The 20,588-nt window shown below is 63.4% G+C and carries 19 protein-coding genes and 3 pseudogenes; 13 read left to right on the top strand and 9 right to left on the bottom strand.

Annotation, left to right across the window (positions count from 1 at the left end):
- Positions 1-47: 47 nt before the first annotated feature.
- Positions 48-1,691 (bottom strand): GMC family oxidoreductase, encoded by a 1,644-nt coding sequence (locus ACSQ76_RS17940; protein ID WP_437157619.1) that lies wholly within the window; start codon positions 1,689-1,691, stop codon positions 48-50.
- A 193-nt stretch (positions 1,692-1,884) separates the two neighbouring features.
- Entirely contained in the window at positions 1,885-2,664 is a 780-nt protein-coding gene (locus tag ACSQ76_RS17935; protein WP_437157618.1) for an SDR family oxidoreductase, read from the bottom strand.
- A gap of 244 nt (positions 2,665-2,908) precedes the next feature.
- Between ACSQ76_RS17935 and ACSQ76_RS17930 the strand changes: the two genes are divergently transcribed.
- Complete coding sequence (locus ACSQ76_RS17930) at positions 2,909-3,238, top strand: nuclear transport factor 2 family protein (RefSeq protein ID WP_306130022.1); 330 nt, start codon at positions 2,909-2,911, stop codon at positions 3,236-3,238.
- 165 nt (positions 3,239-3,403) lie between these two features.
- On the opposite strand, the gene urtE is transcribed toward ACSQ76_RS17930, so the two are convergent.
- The 6 genes and pseudogenes from urtE to ACSQ76_RS17900 form a co-directional block, all read right to left on the bottom strand.
- Positions 3,404-4,099 carry an urea ABC transporter ATP-binding subunit UrtE gene (gene urtE / locus ACSQ76_RS17925; protein WP_306130079.1) on the bottom strand — a complete coding sequence of 232 codons (696 nt, stop codon included), beginning with the start codon at positions 4,097-4,099 and terminating at the stop codon, positions 3,404-3,406.
- Position 4,100: 1 nt separating this feature from the next.
- Positions 4,101-4,841 (bottom strand): urea ABC transporter ATP-binding protein UrtD, encoded by a 741-nt coding sequence (gene urtD, locus ACSQ76_RS17920; protein WP_437157617.1) that lies wholly within the window; start codon positions 4,839-4,841, stop codon positions 4,101-4,103.
- Positions 4,838-6,100, bottom strand: a complete 1,263-nt coding sequence (gene urtC / locus ACSQ76_RS17915; RefSeq protein ID WP_437157616.1) for an urea ABC transporter permease subunit UrtC — start codon at positions 6,098-6,100, stop codon at positions 4,838-4,840. The genes urtD and urtC overlap by 4 nt, the downstream gene beginning before the upstream one ends.
- Before the next feature lies 1 nt (position 6,101).
- Positions 6,102-8,056 (bottom strand): annotated as a pseudogene (gene urtB, locus ACSQ76_RS17910) (urea ABC transporter permease subunit UrtB).
- Between the two features lie 66 nt (positions 8,057-8,122).
- Positions 8,123-9,397 carry an urea ABC transporter substrate-binding protein gene (gene urtA, locus ACSQ76_RS17905; RefSeq protein ID WP_306130026.1) on the bottom strand — a complete coding sequence of 425 codons (1,275 nt, stop codon included), beginning with the start codon at positions 9,395-9,397 and terminating at the stop codon, positions 8,123-8,125.
- 294 nt (positions 9,398-9,691) lie between these two features.
- Positions 9,692-10,057 (bottom strand): hypothetical protein, encoded by a 366-nt coding sequence (locus ACSQ76_RS17900; RefSeq protein ID WP_437157615.1) that lies wholly within the window; start codon positions 10,055-10,057, stop codon positions 9,692-9,694.
- A gap of 244 nt (positions 10,058-10,301) precedes the next feature.
- Between ACSQ76_RS17900 and ACSQ76_RS17895 the strand changes: the two genes are divergently transcribed.
- The 12 genes and pseudogenes from ACSQ76_RS17895 (at position 10,302) to ACSQ76_RS17840 (ending at position 18,749) form a co-directional block, all read left to right on the top strand.
- Positions 10,302-11,138, top strand: a complete 837-nt coding sequence (locus ACSQ76_RS17895; RefSeq protein ID WP_437157614.1) for an urease accessory protein UreD — start codon at positions 10,302-10,304, stop codon at positions 11,136-11,138.
- Between the two features lie 5 nt (positions 11,139-11,143).
- Positions 11,144-11,445 (top strand): annotated as a pseudogene (locus ACSQ76_RS17890) (urease subunit gamma).
- A gap of 20 nt (positions 11,446-11,465) precedes the next feature.
- Complete coding sequence (locus tag ACSQ76_RS17885) at positions 11,466-12,041, top strand: HupE/UreJ family protein (RefSeq protein WP_437157613.1); 576 nt, start codon at positions 11,466-11,468, stop codon at positions 12,039-12,041.
- Positions 12,042-12,045: 4 nt separating this feature from the next.
- Positions 12,046-12,351 carry an urease subunit beta gene (locus tag ACSQ76_RS17880; protein WP_437157612.1) on the top strand — a complete coding sequence of 102 codons (306 nt, stop codon included), beginning with the start codon at positions 12,046-12,048 and terminating at the stop codon, positions 12,349-12,351.
- Positions 12,348-12,665: an antifreeze protein gene (locus ACSQ76_RS17875; RefSeq protein ID WP_437157611.1), complete on the top strand. Its 318-nt coding sequence runs from the start codon at positions 12,348-12,350 to the stop codon at positions 12,663-12,665. Before ACSQ76_RS17880 ends, ACSQ76_RS17875 begins: the two co-directional genes overlap by 4 nt.
- A gap of 4 nt (positions 12,666-12,669) precedes the next feature.
- A complete protein-coding gene (gene ureC, locus ACSQ76_RS17870; RefSeq protein WP_437157610.1) occupies positions 12,670-14,430 on the top strand; it encodes an urease subunit alpha in 1,761 nt (586 codons plus the stop codon).
- Positions 14,431-14,435: 5 nt separating this feature from the next.
- Complete coding sequence (locus ACSQ76_RS17865; RefSeq protein ID WP_437157609.1) at positions 14,436-14,909, top strand: urease accessory protein UreE; 474 nt, start codon at positions 14,436-14,438, stop codon at positions 14,907-14,909.
- Positions 14,899-15,537, top strand: a complete 639-nt coding sequence (locus tag ACSQ76_RS17860; protein ID WP_437157608.1) for an urease accessory protein UreF — start codon at positions 14,899-14,901, stop codon at positions 15,535-15,537. Before ACSQ76_RS17865 ends, ACSQ76_RS17860 begins: the two co-directional genes overlap by 11 nt.
- On the top strand, positions 15,534-16,157 hold the full coding sequence (ureG, locus tag ACSQ76_RS17855) for an urease accessory protein UreG (RefSeq protein ID WP_437157607.1): 624 nt from the start codon (positions 15,534-15,536) through the stop codon (positions 16,155-16,157). Before ACSQ76_RS17860 ends, ureG begins: the two co-directional genes overlap by 4 nt.
- A 539-nt stretch (positions 16,158-16,696) precedes the next feature.
- Positions 16,697-17,479: an alpha/beta fold hydrolase gene (locus ACSQ76_RS17850; protein ID WP_437157606.1), complete on the top strand. Its 783-nt coding sequence runs from the start codon at positions 16,697-16,699 to the stop codon at positions 17,477-17,479.
- A 102-nt stretch (positions 17,480-17,581) separates the two neighbouring features.
- Positions 17,582-17,785, top strand: coding sequence for a hypothetical protein (locus ACSQ76_RS17845; protein ID WP_437157605.1), 204 nt, complete (start codon positions 17,582-17,584; stop codon positions 17,783-17,785).
- Positions 17,772-18,749, top strand: coding sequence for an alpha/beta fold hydrolase (locus tag ACSQ76_RS17840; protein ID WP_437157604.1), 978 nt, complete (start codon positions 17,772-17,774; stop codon positions 18,747-18,749). Before ACSQ76_RS17845 ends, ACSQ76_RS17840 begins: the two co-directional genes overlap by 14 nt.
- A 228-nt stretch (positions 18,750-18,977) precedes the next feature.
- On the opposite strand, the pseudogene ACSQ76_RS17835 reads toward ACSQ76_RS17840, so the two are convergent.
- Positions 18,978-20,587 (bottom strand): annotated as a pseudogene (locus ACSQ76_RS17835) (ABC transporter ATP-binding protein).
- Position 20,588: the final 1 nt, after the last annotated feature.

Here is a 20,588-nt window from a genome sequence, read left to right as displayed (position 1 = left end):
AGGTCGTGCGGATCGAAGGGCTTGCCACCGATCCGCTGACGTTTCGCTTATGCCCCGGCTTCGACGGGCATTGCGGTGTGCGCCAGCCCGTGCTGAAGGCGGATCATGTCGGCGGCACATTCCCCGATCACAACGCAGGGGGCCATCGTGTTGCCGGTGGTGATGCGCGGCATGATCGAGGCATCGGCGATGCGCAGGTTGTCGATGCCGTAGACCTTGAGCTGAGGATCGACGACCGACATCTCGTCGCGTCCCATCTTGGCGGTGCAGGATTGGTGCCAGTAAGTGACCGCGGAGTTGCGGATGAAATCGGCCAACGCCTTGCGATCCCGCCTGCCGGGCGCGACTTCCTGCCGGACGAGGGGCGTGAAGGCCTGGTGGTTGCCGAGCTCGCGGCACATCTCGACGGCGGCAAAGGCGGTCTCCAGATCCTCGGCCTCGCTGAGGGCGTTGGGCTCGATCAGGAGCGGATCGTCGGCATTCGGCCCGGACAGACGCAGGCGGCCCCGGCTTTTCGGCTGGGCCAGCCCGGCGAACATGGTCCAGCCATGCGGGGGCGTCTCGATCCCGGCTTCGGGGGGCGCGGGCACCGGGAATTCGAGCTGGCATTGCAGGATATCCGGCTGTTGGAGGCGCGAGTCGCTCTGCCAGTAGAGCGTCGCCTCGCACCCGCCGCCGCCGACGCCTTCGGGCTTGTGATAGGCCCAGGTGCAGCCGAAGGCGAGGTGGTCCTGGTGGTTGCGGCCGACGCCGGGAAGGTCGCGCACGATCGGGATGCCGTGGGCGGCGAGCTCTTCCCTGGGGCCGATACCCGATTGCATCAGCACCTTCGGCGTCTGGATGGCGCCGAGCGACAGGATGGTCTCGCAGCGCGCGCGGATCTGCCGGGGCTTGCCGTCGAGCAGGAGTTCGACGCCGGTGGCGGAGGTGCCCTCCAGCAGGATGCGGGTGACCAGGGCGCCGGTCAGGACGGTCAGGTTGGGCTGGTGCATGACGCGGTGGGTGTAGGAGCGGAAGACCGACTGGCGTCGGCCGTCGCGGATGCGGAGATCCGCGATAGCGGCGCCGCCGGGGCCTTCCATCATCGCCCCGTTCGGGCTGTCGAAGACCGGGAGGCCCATCTGGCCGGCGGCCTCGAGCATCGCGCGGGCGACGGGCTGGGGCGAGGCGGGTTGTTCGACATGGACAGGGCCGCCCGTGCCGCGCCGTTCGGCGTCGGGTGTGCCCTGCCAATCCTCGATGCGGCGGTAGTAGCCGAGGACGGATTGGTACCCCCAGGCGGGGTCGCCGGATTCGGCGGCGAAGTGATCCCAGTCTTCCTTGTGGCCACGGGCCCAGACCATGACGTTGATGCTCGACCCGCCACCCAGGCCCTTGCCCATGCTGAGCGGAAGCCTGCGGCCATTGAGGGTCGGGCTGGGTTCGCTCGAGAAGCCCCAGTCGCGCTCGCTGCCGAGGTTCAGGGGCCACATGGCGGGGCTGGTGACCGTGTCTGCCGTGTCGTCGCCGCCGGCCTCGAGCAGGAGAACGCTGACCTCCGGCTGTTCTGCCAGCCGGGCGGCGACGACCGAACCGCTGGACCCGGCGCCGCAGACGATGAAATCGTATTCGGAGCGAAGGGCTTGGCGCAGGACATTTTGGTTGTCCGCGACGTCAATGTCGTGTCGCGAGAGGTCAGGATTGGTGTCCATAAGGATCTCCTTGGGGATGTTTGTCGTCTGGTCGAAATGGCTCTGATCGCGATCACGTGGTTGCGGCGGGGCGCAACCAACAGACCACCATTGGTGGTTTCACCGTTCACCGGGGTGGACGATGCCGCGCCCACCGTTGGCCATGCGGCCTGGAGCCGGTGTTTCGGGGCCCGACGGGCAAAGGGTCAGGTGCTCAGACGGTCGGAACGGTTCCACCGTCTATGGTGTACTCGGTGCCCGTGATCGTGGCCGCGCGATCCGAGGCCAGAAAGGCGATCAGGCTGGCGACCTCGTCGGGTTTGGTCGGGCGGCCTATGGGGATGCCGCCGAGCGACTGCATGATGATCTGCTTGCCGCCTTCGTAATCGGTCCCCGTCTCCTCGGCGAGGCGCTGGGCGAGGCGCACCGATGCCTCGGTCTCGATCCAGCCGGGGGAGACGCGCAGGACGCGGACACCTTTCGGGGAGACTTCCTTGGAGAGGCTCTTGCTATAGGCCGAGAGCGCGGCCTTGGCCGCGGCATAGGCTGTCGTGGCCTCCGGCAGGGGCAGGAGACGCTGGATCGAGGTGACGTGGATGACGACGCCGTGGCCCTGAGCCACCATCTGCGGCACCAGCAAGCGGTCGAGCCGAACCGACGGGAACAGGTTCAGGTCAAGCTCCCTTTGCCATTGATCGTCATCGAGTGCCGCGTATCCGCCGCCCGGCGCGGACGACCCGCCGACCATGTGGACGACGATGTCGATGCCGCCCAGCTCGTCCTTGACCGCATCGGCAACCGCCTTGCAGCCTGCGGGTGTCGTCAGGTCTGCGGCAACGAACGCGTTTGCATTCATCTGGTCCGGGCGCGAGCGCGCGGTTGTCAGGACCGTCGCGCCGAGCATTCGCAGCAGCTCGACGGTGGCGGCGCCGGCGCCCTGGGTGCCCCCGGTCACGAGTGCGCGCTTGTCTTTCAGGTTAAGAAAATCGTGCATGATCCGAGCTCCAGATTTATCGCTGAGTGTTGCTTGCTGGAAAACCTAGGCGATATGTCTGGTTTGGATAACTGGGATAAACGAGTATGCGCTGTTCTGAATTTCCGGATAATGGCATTATCCTGATTTTCGGGATTTGACGTATCGATTTATCCACATTCTTAAATTTTCATCTGGTCCTAAATTGGCTTTCAGCGCGACTGGCAGAGGTCGCAGCGCCTTGAACCACAACAGGAGAATGACCATGAAACCCGAACTACCGACAGTGATCGCCAAGTATTTCTCGGCCGACAAGAAGGGCAACGCGCAAGCTATAGCGGAGTGCTTTACGGAGGACGCCGTGGTCGTTGATGAAGGAAATACGTACAAGGGCCGGGAGGCGATCCGGCAGTGGATGGCCAATGCCTCGACCCAATATACCTATACCGTCGAGCCGTTTTCCCTGACCGAGGAAGGTGAGCGCACGATCGTGACCAGCCACCTTGTCGGCAACTTTCCCGGCAGCCCGGTCGATCTGCGGTACCTGTTCCGTCTCGAGGGGGACAGGATCGCGGAGCTGGAGATCGTTCCCTGACGAGACGCGTTGTCCGGGGCGGTGTGTGACGTTCGAGACCTTTTGCGAGCTTGTTTCGAGATCAGACGTCGACGTGACAGCAAACGCCCGCGCCGGACCGCATCAAGAAACGCAGGCATGTCGTCTGACGTGCCTCGCGTTTATTGAAGCGGTCCTTGCGGGTGGTTAGATGGCAGTGCTTCTGGCGAGTTCTTCGCTTGTCACGCTATCCCTGTCCGCGCTCAGCTTGACCGCTCCGCGTTCGATCACATAGAAACGGTCGCCGAGGTCGAAGGCAAAGCTGAAATACTGCTCGACCAGGATGATAGCGATGTCGCCCTGGGACCGCAGCAGGCGGATTGCCTCGCCGATCTGCTGGATCACGTTGGGCTGGATGCCCTCGGTCGGCTCATCGAGGAGCAGGACCTTGGGCTTGGTGATGAGCGCGCGGGCGATGGCAAGCTGCTGTTGCTGCCCGCCCGACAGGTCTCCGCCGCGCCGGGGCATGAATTCCTTGAGGATCGGAAAGAGGTCGAAGATATCGTCGCGCAGGTGGCGTTCGCTGCGCGGCAGGCAGGCGAAGCCGGTCTCGAGGTTTTCCTCGACCGTCAGGAACGGGAAGATGTCGCGCCCCTGCGGCACGTATCCGATGCCGCGGCGTGCCATGTCATAGGCGCCGAGTTTCCCGACGGTCTCGCCCGCCAGCGTATAAGTGCCACCCGAGCGCGGATGAGTGCCGGAGAGCGCCTTGAGCAGGGAGGTCTTGCCGACGCCGTTGGTGCCCATGATGCAAGTCACTTCGCCCAGACGTGCGCCCATGTCGATGCCGTTCAGGATCTGGCTGCCGCCGTAGTGGAGGGTCAGGCCCTCGACGCTCAGGATGTCATCGGCCAAGATACACCTCGATCACGTTTTCATTCTTGGTGACATGGTCGATGGAGCCTTCGGCCAAAACCGAGCCTTCGTGCAGCACCGTGACCTTGCAGCCGAGGCGGCGGACGAATTCCATGTCATGTTCGACGACGACGACGGCGCGGGTTCTGGCGGCTTCGCGCAGCAGGTCGGTGGTCTTCTCGCGCTCGGCGGTGGTCATGCCCGCCGCGGGTTCATCGACCAGCAGAAGCTGCGGTTCCTGCGCCAGCAGCATCCCGATCTCCAGCCATTGTTTCTGACCGTGCGAGAGTTCGCCAGATTTGCGCTGAAGCGCCTGCGCAAGGCCGATCGTGCCCGCCAAATCGGCGACGCGGTCGCGGTCTTCGGCGCTGGGCTTGAAGAAGAGGACGGCGAAGGGTGAGCGCGGCTTGCGCAGAGCCATCATCAGGTTCTCGAACACGGTCTGGTCCTCGAACACGGTGGGGCGCTGAAACTTGCGGCCGACACCCGCCATGGCGATGGTGCTTTCCGATTTGCCCAGCAAAGAGACGGGCGGCTCGCCCCAGAGCACGCGGCCTTCGTCGGGCTTCGTCTTGCCGGTGACCACGTCCATGAAGGTGGTCTTGCCCGCGCCGTTGGGGCCGATGACGGCGCGTAGTTCCTTGTTGGCGATAGAGAAGGACAGGTTGTTCAATGCCTTGAAACCGTCGAAGCTGACCGAGACGCCGGAAACCTCCAGAAGCTGGCTCATTTGTCGGCCTCCTGTTCGCGCAGAGCGCCCTGGTCGGGGCCGAGGTCGGCGCCGTGGCGGTTGGGTGTCAGGCGATCCGCCAGCAGGTCGAAGAGCCCGCCGATGCCCTTGGGCGCAAAGAGCGTGACCGCGACGAAGGACACGCCCAGCAGCACGGTCCACCAGTCGACCCACTGGATGCGCCAGCTTCCCAGCACGATGTCCGGGGCCTGTCCGCCGGTGAACCACGTGGATAGAAGCGATACGAAAGCGGCGCCGATGACTGCCCCGTAAAGCCTCCCGCGCCCGCCGATGGCGACCCAGACCGCGAGATAGATCGAGGCGATGGGCGCCAGTTCCGCCGGGTTGATGATGCCGGCCTGCGGGTAATAGAGCGCGCCGGCGATGCCGGCGATGACCGCCGACAGGGTGAAGACGAAAAGCTTGTACGCCTCGACCGGATAGCCAAGGAATCGCACCCGGGCCTCGTCATCGCGGATGCCGCGCAGGACCGAGCCGAACTTGCCCGACACGACCCATGTGGCCAACCAGAAGCCCAAGGCGAGAGCAAGCGCCGAGGCCCAGAGGAACCACACCGAGACGACGGATTGCGGGACATTGCCGAGGCCGGGCAGGTTTTGCAGGCCCGAAAGGCCGTTGTTGCCGCGCAACCCGCTGTCGTTCTGAAAGAGGTAGAGGGCGAGTGCGAGGGTCATCGCCTGCGTCAGAATCGACAGGTACACGCCCGTCACTCGGCTGCGGAAGGCGAACCAGCCGAAGACCAGGGCCAGCAGACCGGGCACCAACACCACGGCGGCAAGTTGCAAGGGCAGGGAGTGGGCGACCGCCCAGATGGGCGGGAACTCGGACGCGCCGACGACGCCGAAGATCTGGCTGGCGATGCCGTCGGAGATTTGTTCGGGTGTGGGCGGCAGTGCTTGTGCGGACATGCTTTCGACCACGATAAGGCGGGTGCGTTCATACATCAGCCACATGCCGATGGCGTAGCCGCCCAGCCCGAAAAAGGCCATGTGCCCGAGCGACAGGATTCCGCAATAGCCCCAGACGAGGTCCATCGCCAGCGCCACGAGGCAAAGGCAGAGCGTCTTGCCCAGCGTCTTGACGAAGCTGGTGGAAATGACGCCGATGCCGAACCCCTCGGACAGGATGGTGACGCCGACAGTAAAGAGCGCGAGGCAGGCCATGAAGATCAGGATCGCCGGAAAGCGCAGAGCCAAGGGCTGGCGCGGGGCGGTGCCGGTTAGGGTGCTGTCGGTCATGTCAGGCCTCCGCCGCCCGGCCCTTGAGCGCGATGATGCCGCGCGGCCGGAACTGTATGAAGAGGATGATGAAGAGGATCATGTAGGTCTGGGCCGCCAAGGTATTCGAGGGGTTGAGCCATTCGATGCCTTTCTGAAGCGAGCCGACCAGCGTGGCGCCCAGCAGCGTGCCCCAGATGTTGCCGACGCCGCCGACGACCACGGTCATGAAGCTTTGCACGATGTAGTCCGCGCCCATTTCGGACGTGACCTTGGCGTATAGCCCGATGGCAACGCCCGCGATGCCCGCGATGCCCGAGCCGAAGCCGAAGGTCAGCATGTTGATCCGGTCGGGGTTGATGCCCATAGAGGCCGCCATGCGGGGTTCTGCGTCACCGCGCGCACCTCCAGCCCCAGCCGGGTACGGTTCATCACCAGGAGGAACAGCGCAAGGAAGAGCAGCGCCAGCACGAAGATCGCGATGCGGATATAGCTGATTGAAACGATGTCGTTGAATACAAGCGACCCGTCGAGCCAGCCGGGGGCCGTCAGCGGGCGGGCCTGCGTGCCGAAGATGTTCTTGGCGATCTGTTGCAGCGCGATGGAGATGCCGAAGGTGGCCAGCAGCGTTTCCAGCGGGCGGTGATAGAGCCAGCGGATGACCAGCCGTTCCATCGCCACACCCGCCGCGAAGGTCACGGCAAAGGCCAGCGGGATGGCGAGGATGACCGACAGCGTCTGATCGGGGATGATCTGCTGCACGACGAAGCCGGTATAAGCGCCCATCATGATGAATTCGCCATGGGCCATGTTGATCACCCGCATAACGCCGAAAGTGATGGCGAGACCGATGGCGGCGAGGAAATAGATCGAGCCGAGCGAGATGGCATCGAGGGCGAGGTCTGCGGCCTGATTGACCGCGACGCGGGTCTCGATGCCGTTGAGCGCGTCCATCGCGGCCATCGCGACGGCAGGCGGGGCGCCGGTGAAGATCTCGTAGAAGGTGTATCGGTCCAGCGTCTCGTCGATCTCGGCCTCTGTGGCGACGGGGTCGACCGTGCCTTGCTCGGCCAGCTTGGCGTAGGCCAAGTCGCGTGCGTCTTCGGTGTCGAGGGATGCCACCTGGATGCCAGCGACAGCCTCTCCGTCTATATTGGCGACAAGTGCTGCAGCCTTGTCGGCGCGGCTGATACGGGGCTTGGCGAAGCCTTCGGTGACCAGAAGGTCATAGGCCGCTTCGCGCGTCAGGGCTTCGGAGCCCAGTTTCAGGACGCGGGCAACTTCCGGGCCTTCAGGTTCGGTTTCGGTCGCCTCGAGGTCTGTTGTGACCAGCGGGTTGAGCGCGCCGCGCAGGTCGACGCCCAGGTCACCCTTGAAGCTTTCGATGGCGGCGATGCGTTCGTCTTCGGTTTCACCGAAACGGATGGTCAGCAGACGTTCGAGCCGTTCCGCGCGAGCCTTGAGGGTCGGACTCGTCTCGGCCTGGATCGCCTCGCGCAGGGGGGCGAGGTGCGAGGCTTCGGCGTCACGCTCGATGTTATTGATTGCGGTGCGGCGGGTGGCGATGTCTTCGGCGGTCAGCTGGAACTTGACCAGCGCGGCGCCGATCATCTTGCGGACACCGGAATTGGGTTTGGACTGGTCGTAGTCGTCGTCGGGCAACTCGCCCAGGGCCGTGTCACCGGCAAAGTCGAAGCCGCGGATCGTGTCGCGGTCGATCTCTTCGGCCCAGATGAAAAGGCCGGTCTCAACGTTGCGCCAGAGCTCCTTGTCCTGCCATTTGCGCAGGACGGTCTGCGCCTCGGGGAGGCCGCTGGATGCGATGGCGTCGATGGTGGGCGCGACCTTGGTGCGCGATGGCTTGGCCAACTGGTCTGCATGTTCCTGCAGGAGTTGCTGGATCGGTGCGTCGGCCTGTTGCGCCGTTGCGGGCAGACATGCGACGAGGAATGCGAGGATCAGCGGCAGGCGTGCCATGCACGGGCCTCCTTATCGGAAGGGGGTAAAGGGCGGCGCGTGGCCGCCCTTTCGGTTCTCAGGAGATCAGTAGTTCGACTCGATCTGCACGCAGGTCTCGGTCTCGGTGTTGTACATACCGCACTCGAGCTCCTGCCAGTCGGACTTCAGCACGGCTGATTCCGGCAGGAAGTCGGTCCAGGCGTCGCCCGGGACTTCTTCGGTCTGGCTGATGATGTCGAACTGCCCGTCTTCCTGGATCTCGCCGATCAGGACGGGCTTGGCCAGGTGGTGGTTCGGCAGCATGACCGCGGTGCCGCCGGTCAGGTTCGGGAATTCCTGCCCGTACATGGCGGTGCGGACCGCGTCGACATCGGTGGTGCCGGCCTCTTCCGCGGCGTTCACCCACATGTTGAAGCCGATGTAATGCGCCTCCATCGGATCGTTGGTCACGCGTTCCTCGCCCATGCGCGCCTTCCACGCTTCGACCCATTCGGCGTTGGCGTCGGTATCGGCGGACTGGAAGTAGTTCCATGCCGCCAGGTGGCCGACGAGGTTCGAGGTGTCGAGGCCCGAAAGCTCTTCCTCGCCCACCGAGAACGCGACTACGGGGATGTCATCGGCCGACACGCCTTGGGCCGCCAGTTCCTTGTAGAAGCCCACGTTGGCGTCGCCGTTGATGGTGGAGATCACGCCCACCTGCTTGCCACCTGCGCCGAGCGCCACGACGTCCGACACGATCTTGGACCAGTCGGAGTGACCGAAGGGGGTGTAGTTGACGAAGATGTCCTCGTCAGCGATGCCCTTCGATTTAAGGTAGGATTCCAGGATGTTGTTCGTGGTGCGCGGGTAGACATAATCGGTGCCCAGTAGCGCGAAGCTTTCGACGCCCAGTTCATCGAGGAAGTAATCCGTGGCGGGGATCGCCTGCTGGTTGGGCGCGGCGCCGGTGTAGAACACGTTCTTGGAGCTTTCCTCGCCCTCGTACTGGACTGGGTAGAACAGCAGGCCGTTGAGTTCCTCGATGACGGGCAGAACCGACTTGCGGCTGACGCTCGTCCAGTTGCCGAAGATCACGTCGACCTCGTGTACGGTCAGAAGTTCGCGCGCCTTCTCGGCGAAGAGCGGCCAGTCAGAGGCAGGATCGACGACCACCGCTTCCAATTGGCAGCCCAGAACGCCTCCTTTTTCGTTTTGCTGCTCGATCAGCATTTCCATGGTGTCCTTGAGCGTGGTCTCCGAGATTGCCATGGTGCCGGACAACGAGTGCAGCACGCCGACCTTGATTGGGCAGTCCTGCGCCATCGCGGGCAGCGCGGTAGCCATTACGGCAGCGACAGTGCTCAACAGCTTTTTAGACATTTATTCAGTCCCCTTTGCGTAACGCGCAGGGTGCTTGTGGACTAAAGTCGAATGTCCCATATATCCCCCACGCAACTTGTTGCGGAGTGCGGTGGTGATCTGGATTGCAAGGCCTGCACCATCGCACGTTCGACAGGACAAGATTCGTCCGTCGGGAACAGTGCTTTCACAAGCTTCTGCGCTGCGGCGAGGACGCAGCGGCGTAACGAGCCAAAACCTGCTGCGGGAGCCCAATTTTTCAGCGTGATTCGGGGTGTTCGCCTGTTTTTTGACCAGTCGCTCTGTGCGCGACGATCAGCTGTCCAGCAGCAAGCTTTGGCAATAGCCGATCTCGACTTCGGCGCGGCGTCTGGCCCAGCGGGCGATGCCGGGATCGCCAGAGAATTGTGCCAGGTTCAAAATGTGCGCATGCGCGCTTTTGGCCTTTATCCGTTGGTCCATGAGGACGCTGCGCATGCCATGTGGAGTCACAGAAGCGAGCATGTCCTCGAAACGCGCCCGCCGCCGTTCCAGCGCTTCGGACTTGGCATCCCGCATCAGCCACGCATGTTCAAGCTCTGCGGAAAAGCGCCCGGTGCACCCGGCGAAAACTTGCGGCAGCGTGGCGGCGGCAGCCGGGCCGCCAAGCAGGATGCTCAGAGCAATGATGATAGTTTTCAATCCGCTCATTTCTTGATCATCACGCCAATAAAGCAGGCGGGCAAGTGATGTTTTTCCACCGCTTCAAGGCTCGCTTGTCGTGTGGCCAATCCATCTCGTGCGCGCCTGTTTTAAAGGCAGGCGCAAGAATATCGCAAAATTAATAGGCGCATGGATGGGGCGTTGTGGCCGCCGGAAACGCTTGGGCTGGATCAGGTGGCGCGGTGCGTGCTCGGTTCCGGCGTCCTGGTAAGCGAAAGCGCCTATGCACCTTGTTCAGAACTTCGAGGCCTCCGCCGACGCACCGCGCCTTCCCCGGGCGATCGGCCAGTTGCGCGTGTCCTCCAAGATGCGCGACGGGACCAGTTGTATCGACGGGCTGTACAGCGCGGGCTGCGCACGGGCTGTCTTTCCGCGCCGAACGGATGCCGTTGAGGCCATCGTGGTGAACACGTCGGGAGGGCTGACGGGGGGTGACAGTTTCGACGTCGACGCACGCGCCGGACGTGGCAGCAGGCTGGTGATCACGACGCAAGCCGCCGAACGGGCGTATCGCAGCACCAGCGGGCAGGCGCGCGTCAGAACGAAGATTGCCGTAGAGGCAGAGGCGACGATGTGCTGGCTTCCGCAGGAATTGCTGATCTTCGAAGGGGCGACTCTCGATCGGCGGCTGGAGGTCGACCTGTCCGCGAAAGCGGCGGAATTCTTAATGGCCGAGCCGATCGTCCTGGGCCGTACCGCCATGCGCGAAGTGATCCATGATGCGACCTTTCTCGACAGGATCAGCGTTCGGCGCGGCGGGCGACCGGTCTATGAAGACCGCCTTTCGCTGACGGGCGATGTGCAGGCGCTTCTGGGTCAGGCCGCGACCGCAGGCGGGATGCAGGCGATGGCCAGCGCGCTCTATGTCGGCCCCCGTGCCGAAGCCCTGCTGCAACAGGTGCGCGCGCTTCTGCCGGCAACCGGAGGGGCCAGCCTGCTTCGTCCGGATATACTCGTGGTCCGACTGCTTGGGCGGGATGGTTTCATGCTGCGGTCGGCGCTGTGTCCGGTGCTTGAGGCATTGTCCGGGGCCGTACTGCCAAGATCCTGGAGGCTTTGAGAAACATGCAACTTACGCCAAGAGAAAAGGACAAGCTGATGGTCGCGATGGCGGCAGAAGTCGCGCGCAAGCGACTCGCGCGGGGGTGAAGCTGAACTACCCCGAAGCGATTGCCCTGATCACCGATGCGGTCGTGGAGGGCGCGCGGGACGGCCGATCTGTCGCAGACATGATGGCGGCCGGGGCTGAAGTGGTCTCGCGCGGTCAATGCATGCAAGGGGTACCTGAAATGATCCATGAGGTTCAGGTCGAGGCTACCTTTCCCGACGGCACCAAGCTTGTCACCGTTCACAATCCCATCCGCTGACCCGATAGGAGACATAATCCATGCGACGCCTCGCCCTTACCCTAGTTCCTGCCTTGCTGGCTGCCGGCCCGGCACTTGCCCATCTCGATCCGGGTGAACACGGCTCTTTCGCGGCGGGTTTCTCGCATCCGGTATTCGGGGCCGACCATATTATGGCGATGGTTGCGGTAGGGCTGTGGGCGGCCAGCCTTGGCGGACGGGCCTTCTGGGCATTGCCGGCGGGATTTGTGGGCGCGATGGCCGGTGGGTTCGTGATGTCACTGGGCGGTGTGCCGCTGCCCCTGGTCGAGCCGATGATCCTCGCGTCGGTACTTTTGCTTGGGCTGTTGATCGCGCTGGCGGCGCGGCTACCATTGCCTGCGGCCGTGACGATCGTGGCGGCGATGGGGCTCTTTCACGGTCACGCGCACGGCGCCGAGATCGGCAGCGCGGGGGCGCTGGCCTACGTTGCGGGTTTCGTCGTCGCGACGGGGGTGCTGCACGCGCTGGGCGCCGCCGCCGGCTGGGCACTGGGCCGGTCGGGCGGCGCTTTGCTGTCACGTGGGGCCGGGCTGGCGGTCGCCATTGGCGGGTCTGCGCTGGTCATGGGGGGATGAGGCGATGATACCCGGAGAAATTTTTGCCGCAGAAGGCGCACTGGAGTTAAACGCTGACCGTCAGGCTATCACGTTGGAGGTCGCGAATACAGGCGACCGGCCCGTTCAGGTAGGCAGCCACTACCACTTTGCCGAGACGAACCCGGCGCTTGATTTCGATCGTGACGCCGCCCGTGGCCACCGTCTGGACATCGCCGCGGGTACTGCCGTGCGGTTCGAGCCGGGCCAGCGCCGCGAGGTGCAGTTGATCCCCATCTCGGGGGAGCGCCAAATATTCGGATTCAACCAGCAGGTCATGGGAGAGCTATGATGGGTCGCACATCCGACGCAATGAATGCTTGGTCGAACGCGCTCGAAGCCGGGATGATCATGGCCGAGGCCTATGCCGTCATCGCCATGCGGCTCTGGGGCATGGCCGGGCTGTGGGCGGTCACACCGTCCGAAAACCACCGCATGATGTCCGAAAAGGCGGCGGCATTGACGCGCTCGATGCTCGATGCCAACACCGCTGCCTTTCGCGGTGGTGACCCGTCCCGGATCATCGCCGCCGCGATGAAGCCCGTCCGGCAGAAAACCCGTGCCAACGCCCGCCGCCTCGCCAAACGCGGTCCGAAGAGAAGGTAAGCTTATGCCCACCAGTATCTCTCGCTCGGATTATGCCGCCATGTTCGGTCCCACGACCGGCGACAAGGTGCGGCTGGCCGACACTGATCTGATCATCGAGGTCGAACGCGACTTGACGGCCCTGAACGCGGGTGCAGCCACGACGGGCGGTACCGGAGACAACGCCACCCTTTACGGCGAGGAGGTCAAATTCGGCGGTGGCAAGGTTATCCGGGACGGCATGGGGCAGTCTCAGGCCACCCGGTCCGAAGGCGCGGTGGATACCGTGATCACGAATGCCCTGATCCTGGACTACACCGGCATCTACAAGGCGGATGTCGGTCTGAAGGACGGCACCATCTTTAAGATCGGCAAGGCCGGCAACCCCGACACCCAGCCGGGCGTCGACATCATCATCGGCCCCGGAACCGAGGTCATTGCAGGCGAATGCCGCATCCTGACGGCAGGCGGTTTCGACAGTCATATCCATTTCATCTGTCCGCAACAGATCGAGGACGCGTTGCATTCGGGACTGACGACGATGCTGGGCGGTGGTACGGGGCCGGCGCACGGTACGCTCGCCACCACCTGCACGCCGGGGCCGTGGCATCTCGGGCGGATGTTGCAGGCCGCCGATGCCTTTCCGATGAACCTGGCCTTCGCGGGAAAAGGAAACGCGTCGCTGCCGGCGGCGCTGGAAGAGCAGGTTATCGCGGGGGCCTGCGCGCTAAAACTGCACGAGGACTGGGGCACGACCCCGGCGGCCATCGACTGTTGCCTGTCCGTCGCGGACGCGATGGATGTGCAGGTGATGATCCACACGGACACGCTCAACGAGTCGGGCTTCGTGGAAAACACCGTGGCGGCGATGAAAGGCAGGACGATCCATGCCTTCCATACCGAGGGCGCGGGTGGCGGGCACGCACCCGATATCATCAAGATCTGCGGGCAGGAAAACGTCTTGCCCTCCTCGACCAACCCGACGCGGCCCTTCACGGTGAACACGCTGGAAGAGCATCTGGACATGCTGATGGTCTGCCACCACCTCGACAAGTCGATCCCCGAGGATATCGCCTTTGCCGAAAGCCGCATCCGGCGCGAGACCATCGCCGCCGAGGATATCCTGCACGACATGGGAGCGTTCAGCATCATCGCATCGGACAGCCAGGCCATGGGTCGTGTCGGAGAGGTGATCATCCGCACGTGGCAGACGGCGGACAAGATGAAGAAACAACGCGGTCGCCTGTCCGAGGAGACCGGCGAGAACGACAATCTGCGGGTCCGTCGTTATGTCGCCAAGTACACGATCAATCCGGCCATCGCGCACGGCCTCTCGGGCCATATCGGCTCCGTCGAGGAAGGCAAGAGGGCCGATCTGGTGCTGTGGCATCCGGCGTTCTTCGGAGTGAAGCCCGAGATGGTTCTGATCGGCGGGTCGATCGCCTGTGCGCAGATGGGCGACCCCAACGCCTCGATCCCGACGCCACAACCGGTTTACACACGCCCCATGTTCGGCGCCTTCGGTCGCGCCGTCGAAGCCTCGGCGGTGACCTTCGTTTCGGCAGCTGCCGCGGATGCGGGCATCGGAGACAGCCTTGGGCTCGCCAAGCAGACGCTGCCCGTTCAGAAAACCCGCGGCATCGGCAAGGCCGACCTGAAGCTCAACGATGCTTGCCCGGAGATCGACGTGAACCCCGAAACCTACGAAGTGCGCGCCAACGGCGAATTGCTGACCTGTGAACCGGCCAGCGAGTTGCCCATGGCGCAGCGCTATTTCCTGTATTGAACGCCATGACACACCTTCCGATCGCCCAGAAACTGCACGAGGCCGGCACCTGGACCGGTGAGGCGGCGCTGTGTGCGCTGACCTACGAAGACCGTTTTTTCCGACGCCGCAAGCTTACCGTGGATCAAGGTTGGTCGCTTGTGGCCGATTTCGAACAGACGGTGTCGTTAAATGACGGAGACGCCCTGGAAACCACCGATGGGCGGCTTGTGCGCATCGCCGCGGCCCCGGAGGCACTGTTGGCAGCGTCGGGGCCCGATCTGGCGCGCTTGGCTTGGCATATCGGCAACCGGCACACACCCTGCCAGGTGGAGGCGGACAGGCTTTTGATCCGCGATGATCCGGTGATCGCGCATATGCTGGCCCATCTGGGTGCGACCATGACGCCGGTCACCGAACCCTTCAAACCCCAGGGCGGCGCCTATGGCCATGGCCGGACCCACAGCCACGAACACGGAGCGACGGCCCATGCGCACTGATGCCCGGCTATTGACACTGGCTCAGTGGCTGTCCCCGGCATATCCCATTGGCGCCTTCGCCTGGTCGCACGGGATAGAACAAGCCGTTCGTGATGGACAGATCACGGATGCCGTCACCTTGCAGGCATGGCTGCGCACCTGCCTGAGCGAAGGCGCGGGCCGCACGGACGCGATCTGGCTGCGGCTCGCCGCGGGGCCCGGCGACGTGAACGAGATCGACGCGCAACTTCGCGCCTTCGCGCCCTCCGCCGAACGTCTGTCCGAGACAGTTAGGCAGGGAGCCGCTTTCGTGAATACAACCAACGCCGTCTGGGGGCTCGAGCTCCCTCAGCTTGCCTTGCCGGTTGCAACGGGACGCGCGGCGCATCTGATGAAGCTCGACATCGACGCCTGCGTGCTGCTCTACCTGCAATCTTTCGTGTCCAACCTCGTTTCCGCCGCCCTGCGCCTGATGCCGCTCGGCCAGACGGAAGGGCAGCGCGTTCTGACTGCGCTTCAGGATGACATCCTACGCGTCGAAGAAGAGACACGGGGCGCAGACATCAACGACATCTTCAGCAACGCATTCCTGTCCGACATCGCGTCGATGCGGCATGAGACCCTCGAACCAAGGCTTTTTCACTCATGACCAGGATGAACGGTCCCCTGCGCATCGGAATTGGCGGTCCGGTTGGCGCGGGCAAGACCACGTTGACCGCCCGTCTGTCAGAGCGGATGAAGGACACGTATTCGATCGGCGTGATCACCAACGACATTTACACTCAGGAAGATGCCGACGCGCTGGTGCGGATGCAGATCCTGCCCTCGGACCGGATCATCGGAGTCGAAACTGGAGGCTGTCCGCACACGGCAATCCGCGAAGACGCATCGATAAACCTGGCCGCTGTCGCCGAAATGCGCGACCGCCATCCGGATGTCGAGGTGGTGTTGATCGAGTCGGGCGGCGACAACCTGTCCGCCACGTTCAGCCCGGAACTGGCCGATCTGACGGTCTACGTGATCGACACTGCGGCGGGCGAGGAGATACCGCGCAAGGGCGGCCCGGCGATAACACGATCCGACCTGCTGGTGATCAACAAGACGGACCTCGCACCGCACGTAGGCGCGTCGCTGGACGTGATGCGAGAGGACGCTGCGCGGATGCGGCAGGGGCGCCCCTTCATTTTCACGTCGCTCAAGTCAGGTGTCGGCGTCGATGAAGTTCTGAACGAAATCAAAGTCATATCCGGTCTCGGCAATACAGGGTAGGCATGTCAACTCACAGGCGTAAGGCGCTTAGGGTTGATACACGGCTTCTGCAGAGAAGTATGGTGAGGTGTCCGAGACCTGGCGGCGTGCCGCGGCCCGAAACCGGCTTCTGTGCCTGATTGCGAGGGCGGCATCGAAGTCCGACAGCTTAGAGCTTTGATTGTCCCGATTTTCGTAATTCAACATCTCAATCTATCCCGATTATCAAAATGGCGTCAAAAGCTTAATTTACGGTCACGCACCAACCGGACGAAAGGAGTAGACCGCGCAATTGCTTACCGGGATCAGCCCCGATTCGGGCGATCCGATGATGAAATAATCTTCCATATAGGACGTGTTTCTTTTTCCTGAACACGCCAAATCCCGACCATCATGCAACGTCTACGCCAAATTCTACGGCAAAGTTGCAAGCACCCGTCAAAGAAAAAACGCTACCCTGCTGACGCCTGCGACGGGGAAGCAATCCAGCAATCGTTCCGGAAAGCCGCCCTCCCACGGCCTTTATGGATCTCTCGAAATATCGAACAAAGGAACTTTAAATGTCCAAGAAACTCAGGACTGCCGTCGCCGCCGCTGCCGCCGCCGCGACCATCACCGCCAGCGCAAGCGCGCAGGAAACGATTCCCGCGGAACAGCGGGTCAAATCCGTCGTCCTCGTCCACGGCGCCTTTGCGGACGGTTCGGGCTGGCGCGGCGTGTACGATATCCTTACCGCGCGGGGCTATCGTGTCAGCATCGTTCAGAACCCCCTGACCTCCCTGCAGGACGACGTGGCCGCAACCGACCGCATCCTAGACCGTCAGGACGGTCCGTCGATCCTCGTCGGGCATTCCTACGGCGGCACGGTCATCACCGAGGCGGGCATCAACCCCAACGTCGCGGGCCTCGTATACGTTTCCGCGCTGGCCCCGGATGTGGGAGAGACCACGGGCGATCAGTTCGCCGACATCCCCGCGCCGCCCGAGTTCATCATCGAAACCGGCGAGGACGGTTTCGGCTTCGTCAACCTCGAGGAATTCAAGACGGGCTTTGCCGGCGACACTACTGATGCAGACGCCGCCTTCCTCCGCGATAGCCAAGTGCCGATCAACATGGATATCTTCGGAACGCCCGTGAAGCATGCCGCCTGGAAGGACAAGCCGAGCTGGGCCGTGATCGCGACCGAGGACAAGGCCATCGACCCGAAACTGCTGCGTCACACCGCCGACCGGATCGGCGCCGTTTCGGTCGAGGTGCCCGCCAGCCATGTGGTCTTCCTGACCAAGCCCGGCGAAGTTGCCGACGTGATCGATCAGGCCGCCCGTGCCTCCGGCGGAAGCTGACCTAGCAAGCTCATGCGGCGGGCTGGTCTCGCCGCGTGAACCTCCAGCCCGTTCACCCAGAAATCTTATGCGGGGAATTCAACCCGGCAATGGAGCCAGACAATGTCCCGTATTAACGTGAAATCCATTCTTTCGTGGATCGTAATCCTGTTCCTGATCTCTGTAGCGGCGGTTTCCATCGCCACGTGGATCGTCAACGTCGACAGTTTCTCCGGCAGCTACCCTCAAGCCGACCGCGCATGTAACTTGCCCGGATCCGAGCCGTGCCAGATCGTCATATCGGGCAAGCGCCATGTCCGGTTCTGACTCGTTCCACATGACCCGGCGCAGTGCGATTGCCGGCGGCGCGGGTCTGCTGATTGCGGCGAGCACGCCTTGCCTGACCGCCTCCGGCCTGCGGGCCGAAACATCACCCTCCAACACAGGACCACAGACCATGACCTATATCTCCGCCGATGACGGCACGCAGATCTTCTACCGCGATTGGGGCCCGCGTGATGCGCAACCCATCGTGTTCCACCACGGCTGGCCCCTGACGGCCGACGAATGGGACGCCCAGATGCTCTATTTCCTAGACAAGGGCTTTCGCGTGATCGCTTTCGATCGGCGCGGGCACGGGCGCTCGGACCAGACGGAAACCGGCAACGAGATGGACACCTATGCCGCCGATGTCATCGCCCTGGCCGACGCGCTGGACCTGAAGGCAGCCGTGCATGTGGGCCATTCCACCGGCGGTGGCGAGGTCGTGCACTACGTCGCCCGCGCCAAGCCCGGGCGTGTCTCGAAACTGGTGCTCATCGGAGCCGTGCCGCCGGTGATGGTGAAGAAGGACGGCAACCCCGACGGCACGCCGCTGGAGGTGTTCGACGGTTTCCGCGAGGCGCTTTTGGCGAACCGGCCGCAATTCTACCTCGACGTGGCAGCGGGCCCCTTCTACGGCTTCAACCGACCCGGTGCGGAGGTCAGCGAAGGACTGATCCGCAACTGGTGGCGGCAGGGAATGCAGGGCAGCGCCAAGGCGCATTACGATTGCATCAAGGCCTTCTCCGAGACCGACTTTACCGAGGATCTGAAGGCGATCCAATTGCCGACGCTGGTGATGCATGGCAGCGACGATCAGGTCGTCCCCTTCAAGGCCTCCGCGGCGCGGACGGCCGAGATCATGCCGAACGCGACGCTCAAAGTCTATGACGGGGCACCGCACGGTATGGCGGCAACGATTGCCGGCAAGATCAACGAGGATATCCTGGGCTTCCTCAAGTCCAGCTGAAAAGGCGCGCCTGTCCCCCGATGCGCGCCTGCGCGGGCCCTGCCGCCCGCCAAGCTTCCCCCGCTCCTCCCCGGGGGAAGCTCATGTAAGCTGAAACGATGAAGAACTCATTTACCTGGAACGGTGCGGCATCCAGAAATAGAAGCCTCGAACTGTGAACCTTGAAGACCAAGCCCGCGAGGTTTTGAAGATGGTTGGGATAAATCGCATCATCGCGTCAAGGATCGCTCATGCCAATTGTCGGTCCCATTTCGTGCCGGGCACAGCCGCCAGAAGGCTACGCGTGTAGTCCTCCCTGGGATCGAGAAAGACCTCGGCTACCGGGCCGATTTCCACCAGCTTGCCCTTTTGCATCACGGCCACCCTGTCGCAAAGCTGCGCCGCCACGCGCATGTCATGGGTGATGAACATCAGGGAAAGGTTCAGTCGGCTTTGCAAGTCTCGCAACAGGTCAAGCACCTGGGCCTGGATGGACACGTCGAGCGCGGATACGGCCTCGTCAGCGATGATAAGGTCGGGATCCATGGCCAGGGCCCGGGCAATCCCGATGCGCTGTCGCTGCCCGCCCGAAAACTCGTGCGGATAGCGGTCGGCGGCGCCGGCATCCAGTTCGACGATTTCCAGAAGTTCCCGTGCGCGCGCATGGGCTTTATGTTTGGGAACGCCTTGCACGATGGGACCTTCGGAGAGTGCGTGCAGGATCTTCTTGCGCGGATTGAGCGAGGCATAGGGATCCTGGAAGATCATCTGCACGCGCCGGCGCGCGCGGCGCAGTTCCTCTGACGTGAGGCTGTTCATGTCCTGTCCGTCCAGGATGACTTCGCCGCTGTCGGCCTTTACAAGCCGTACGATTGCACGGCCCACGGTCGACTTTCCCGAGCCGGATTCTCCGACGATGCCCAGCACCTCGCCGCGCGAAAGGGTGAAGGAGACATCGTCGATTGCGGTAACGCTGCGTGCGGCCTTGAACAGACCGCCCGAGGTGACAAAGGTCTTGCACAGGTTGCGCACCTCCAGCACGGGCGTCGCGCGTACCGGCTCCGGCGTCGGGACGTGATCGGACGGGATCGCCTCCAGCAGGGCCTTGGTATAGGCGTGCTGCGGGTTGTCCAGAACCTCGCGCGCCTCGCCTTGCTCGACGATCTCGCCATGGCGCATGACGATGACCCGGTCGGCGATTTCGGCGACGACGCCGAAATCATGGGTGATGAACATCACCGCCATGCCATGCCGGGACTGGATGGTCTTGATCAGGTCGAGGATCTTTGCCTGCGTGGTCACATCCAGAGCGGTCGTCGGCTCGTCCGCGATCAGGATCGCCGGATCGAGGGCCAATGCCATGGCGATCATGGCACGTTGACGTTGACCGCCCGACAATTGGAACGGGTAGGCGCGAATGATCTTCTCGGGGTCGGGCAGCCCTACTTCGTGGACAAGGGCCAGCGCCTTGGTGCGCCGCTCGGACGGGCTGTGGCGGTTATGCGCCTCGAAGACCTCGGTGATCTGGTCTCCGATCCGCATCAGGGGTTGAGAGCCGTCATCGGTTCCTGGAAGATCATGCCGATCCGGTCACCGCGCAGCTGGCGCCGCTCATTGTCCGGCATGGCCAGCAGGTCGCGCCCTTCGAATAGGGCAGAGCCCTGAGCGACCTCAACCTGATCGGGCAGCAGCCCCATGAGAGCGTTGGCGGTCATGGATTTGCCCGATCCGGATTCACCCACGACACAAAGGATCTCACCGGACTTCAGATCGAAGCCCACCTTCTGAACGGCATGGTCGCGGTCGGCCCCAGGCGGAAGCGATATCGCCAGATCGCGGATCGACAATACGGTCTCCATC

The sequence above is a fragment of the Roseovarius sp. B08 genome, assembly GCF_051417955.1.
Lineage (GTDB): Bacteria > Pseudomonadota > Alphaproteobacteria > Rhodobacterales > Rhodobacteraceae > Roseovarius.
Note: the sequence above shows the minus strand (reverse complement) of the source record. Positions and strands in the feature narration are given on the sequence as shown.

Coding starts and splice junctions, on each gene's coding strand:
- ACSQ76_RS17940 (WP_437157619.1), bottom strand. CDS start 1,691: ATGGACACCAATCCTGACCTCTCGCGACACGACATTGACGTCGCGGAC.
- ACSQ76_RS17935 (WP_437157618.1), bottom strand. CDS start 2,664: ATGCACGATTTTCTTAACCTGAAAGACAAGCGCGCACTCGTGACCGGG.
- ACSQ76_RS17930 (WP_306130022.1), top strand. CDS start 2,909: ATGAAACCCGAACTACCGACAGTGATCGCCAAGTATTTCTCGGCCGAC.
- urtD (WP_437157617.1), bottom strand. CDS start 4,841: ATGAGCCAGCTTCTGGAGGTTTCCGGCGTCTCGGTCAGCTTCGACGGT.
- urtC (WP_437157616.1), bottom strand. CDS start 6,100: ATGACCGACAGCACCCTAACCGGCACCGCCCCGCGCCAGCCCTTGGCT.
- urtA (WP_306130026.1), bottom strand. CDS start 9,397: ATGTCTAAAAAGCTGTTGAGCACTGTCGCTGCCGTAATGGCTACCGCG.
- ACSQ76_RS17895 (WP_437157614.1), top strand. CDS start 10,302: ATGCACCTTGTTCAGAACTTCGAGGCCTCCGCCGACGCACCGCGCCTT.
- ACSQ76_RS17885 (WP_437157613.1), top strand. CDS start 11,466: ATGCGACGCCTCGCCCTTACCCTAGTTCCTGCCTTGCTGGCTGCCGGC.
- ACSQ76_RS17880 (WP_437157612.1), top strand. CDS start 12,046: ATGATACCCGGAGAAATTTTTGCCGCAGAAGGCGCACTGGAGTTAAAC.
- ACSQ76_RS17875 (WP_437157611.1), top strand. CDS start 12,348: ATGATGGGTCGCACATCCGACGCAATGAATGCTTGGTCGAACGCGCTC.
- ureC (WP_437157610.1), top strand. CDS start 12,670: ATGCCCACCAGTATCTCTCGCTCGGATTATGCCGCCATGTTCGGTCCC.
- ACSQ76_RS17865 (WP_437157609.1), top strand. CDS start 14,436: ATGACACACCTTCCGATCGCCCAGAAACTGCACGAGGCCGGCACCTGG.
- ACSQ76_RS17860 (WP_437157608.1), top strand. CDS start 14,899: ATGCGCACTGATGCCCGGCTATTGACACTGGCTCAGTGGCTGTCCCCG.
- ureG (WP_437157607.1), top strand. CDS start 15,534: ATGACCAGGATGAACGGTCCCCTGCGCATCGGAATTGGCGGTCCGGTT.
- ACSQ76_RS17850 (WP_437157606.1), top strand. CDS start 16,697: ATGTCCAAGAAACTCAGGACTGCCGTCGCCGCCGCTGCCGCCGCCGCG.
- ACSQ76_RS17845 (WP_437157605.1), top strand. CDS start 17,582: ATGTCCCGTATTAACGTGAAATCCATTCTTTCGTGGATCGTAATCCTG.
- ACSQ76_RS17840 (WP_437157604.1), top strand. CDS start 17,772: ATGTCCGGTTCTGACTCGTTCCACATGACCCGGCGCAGTGCGATTGCC.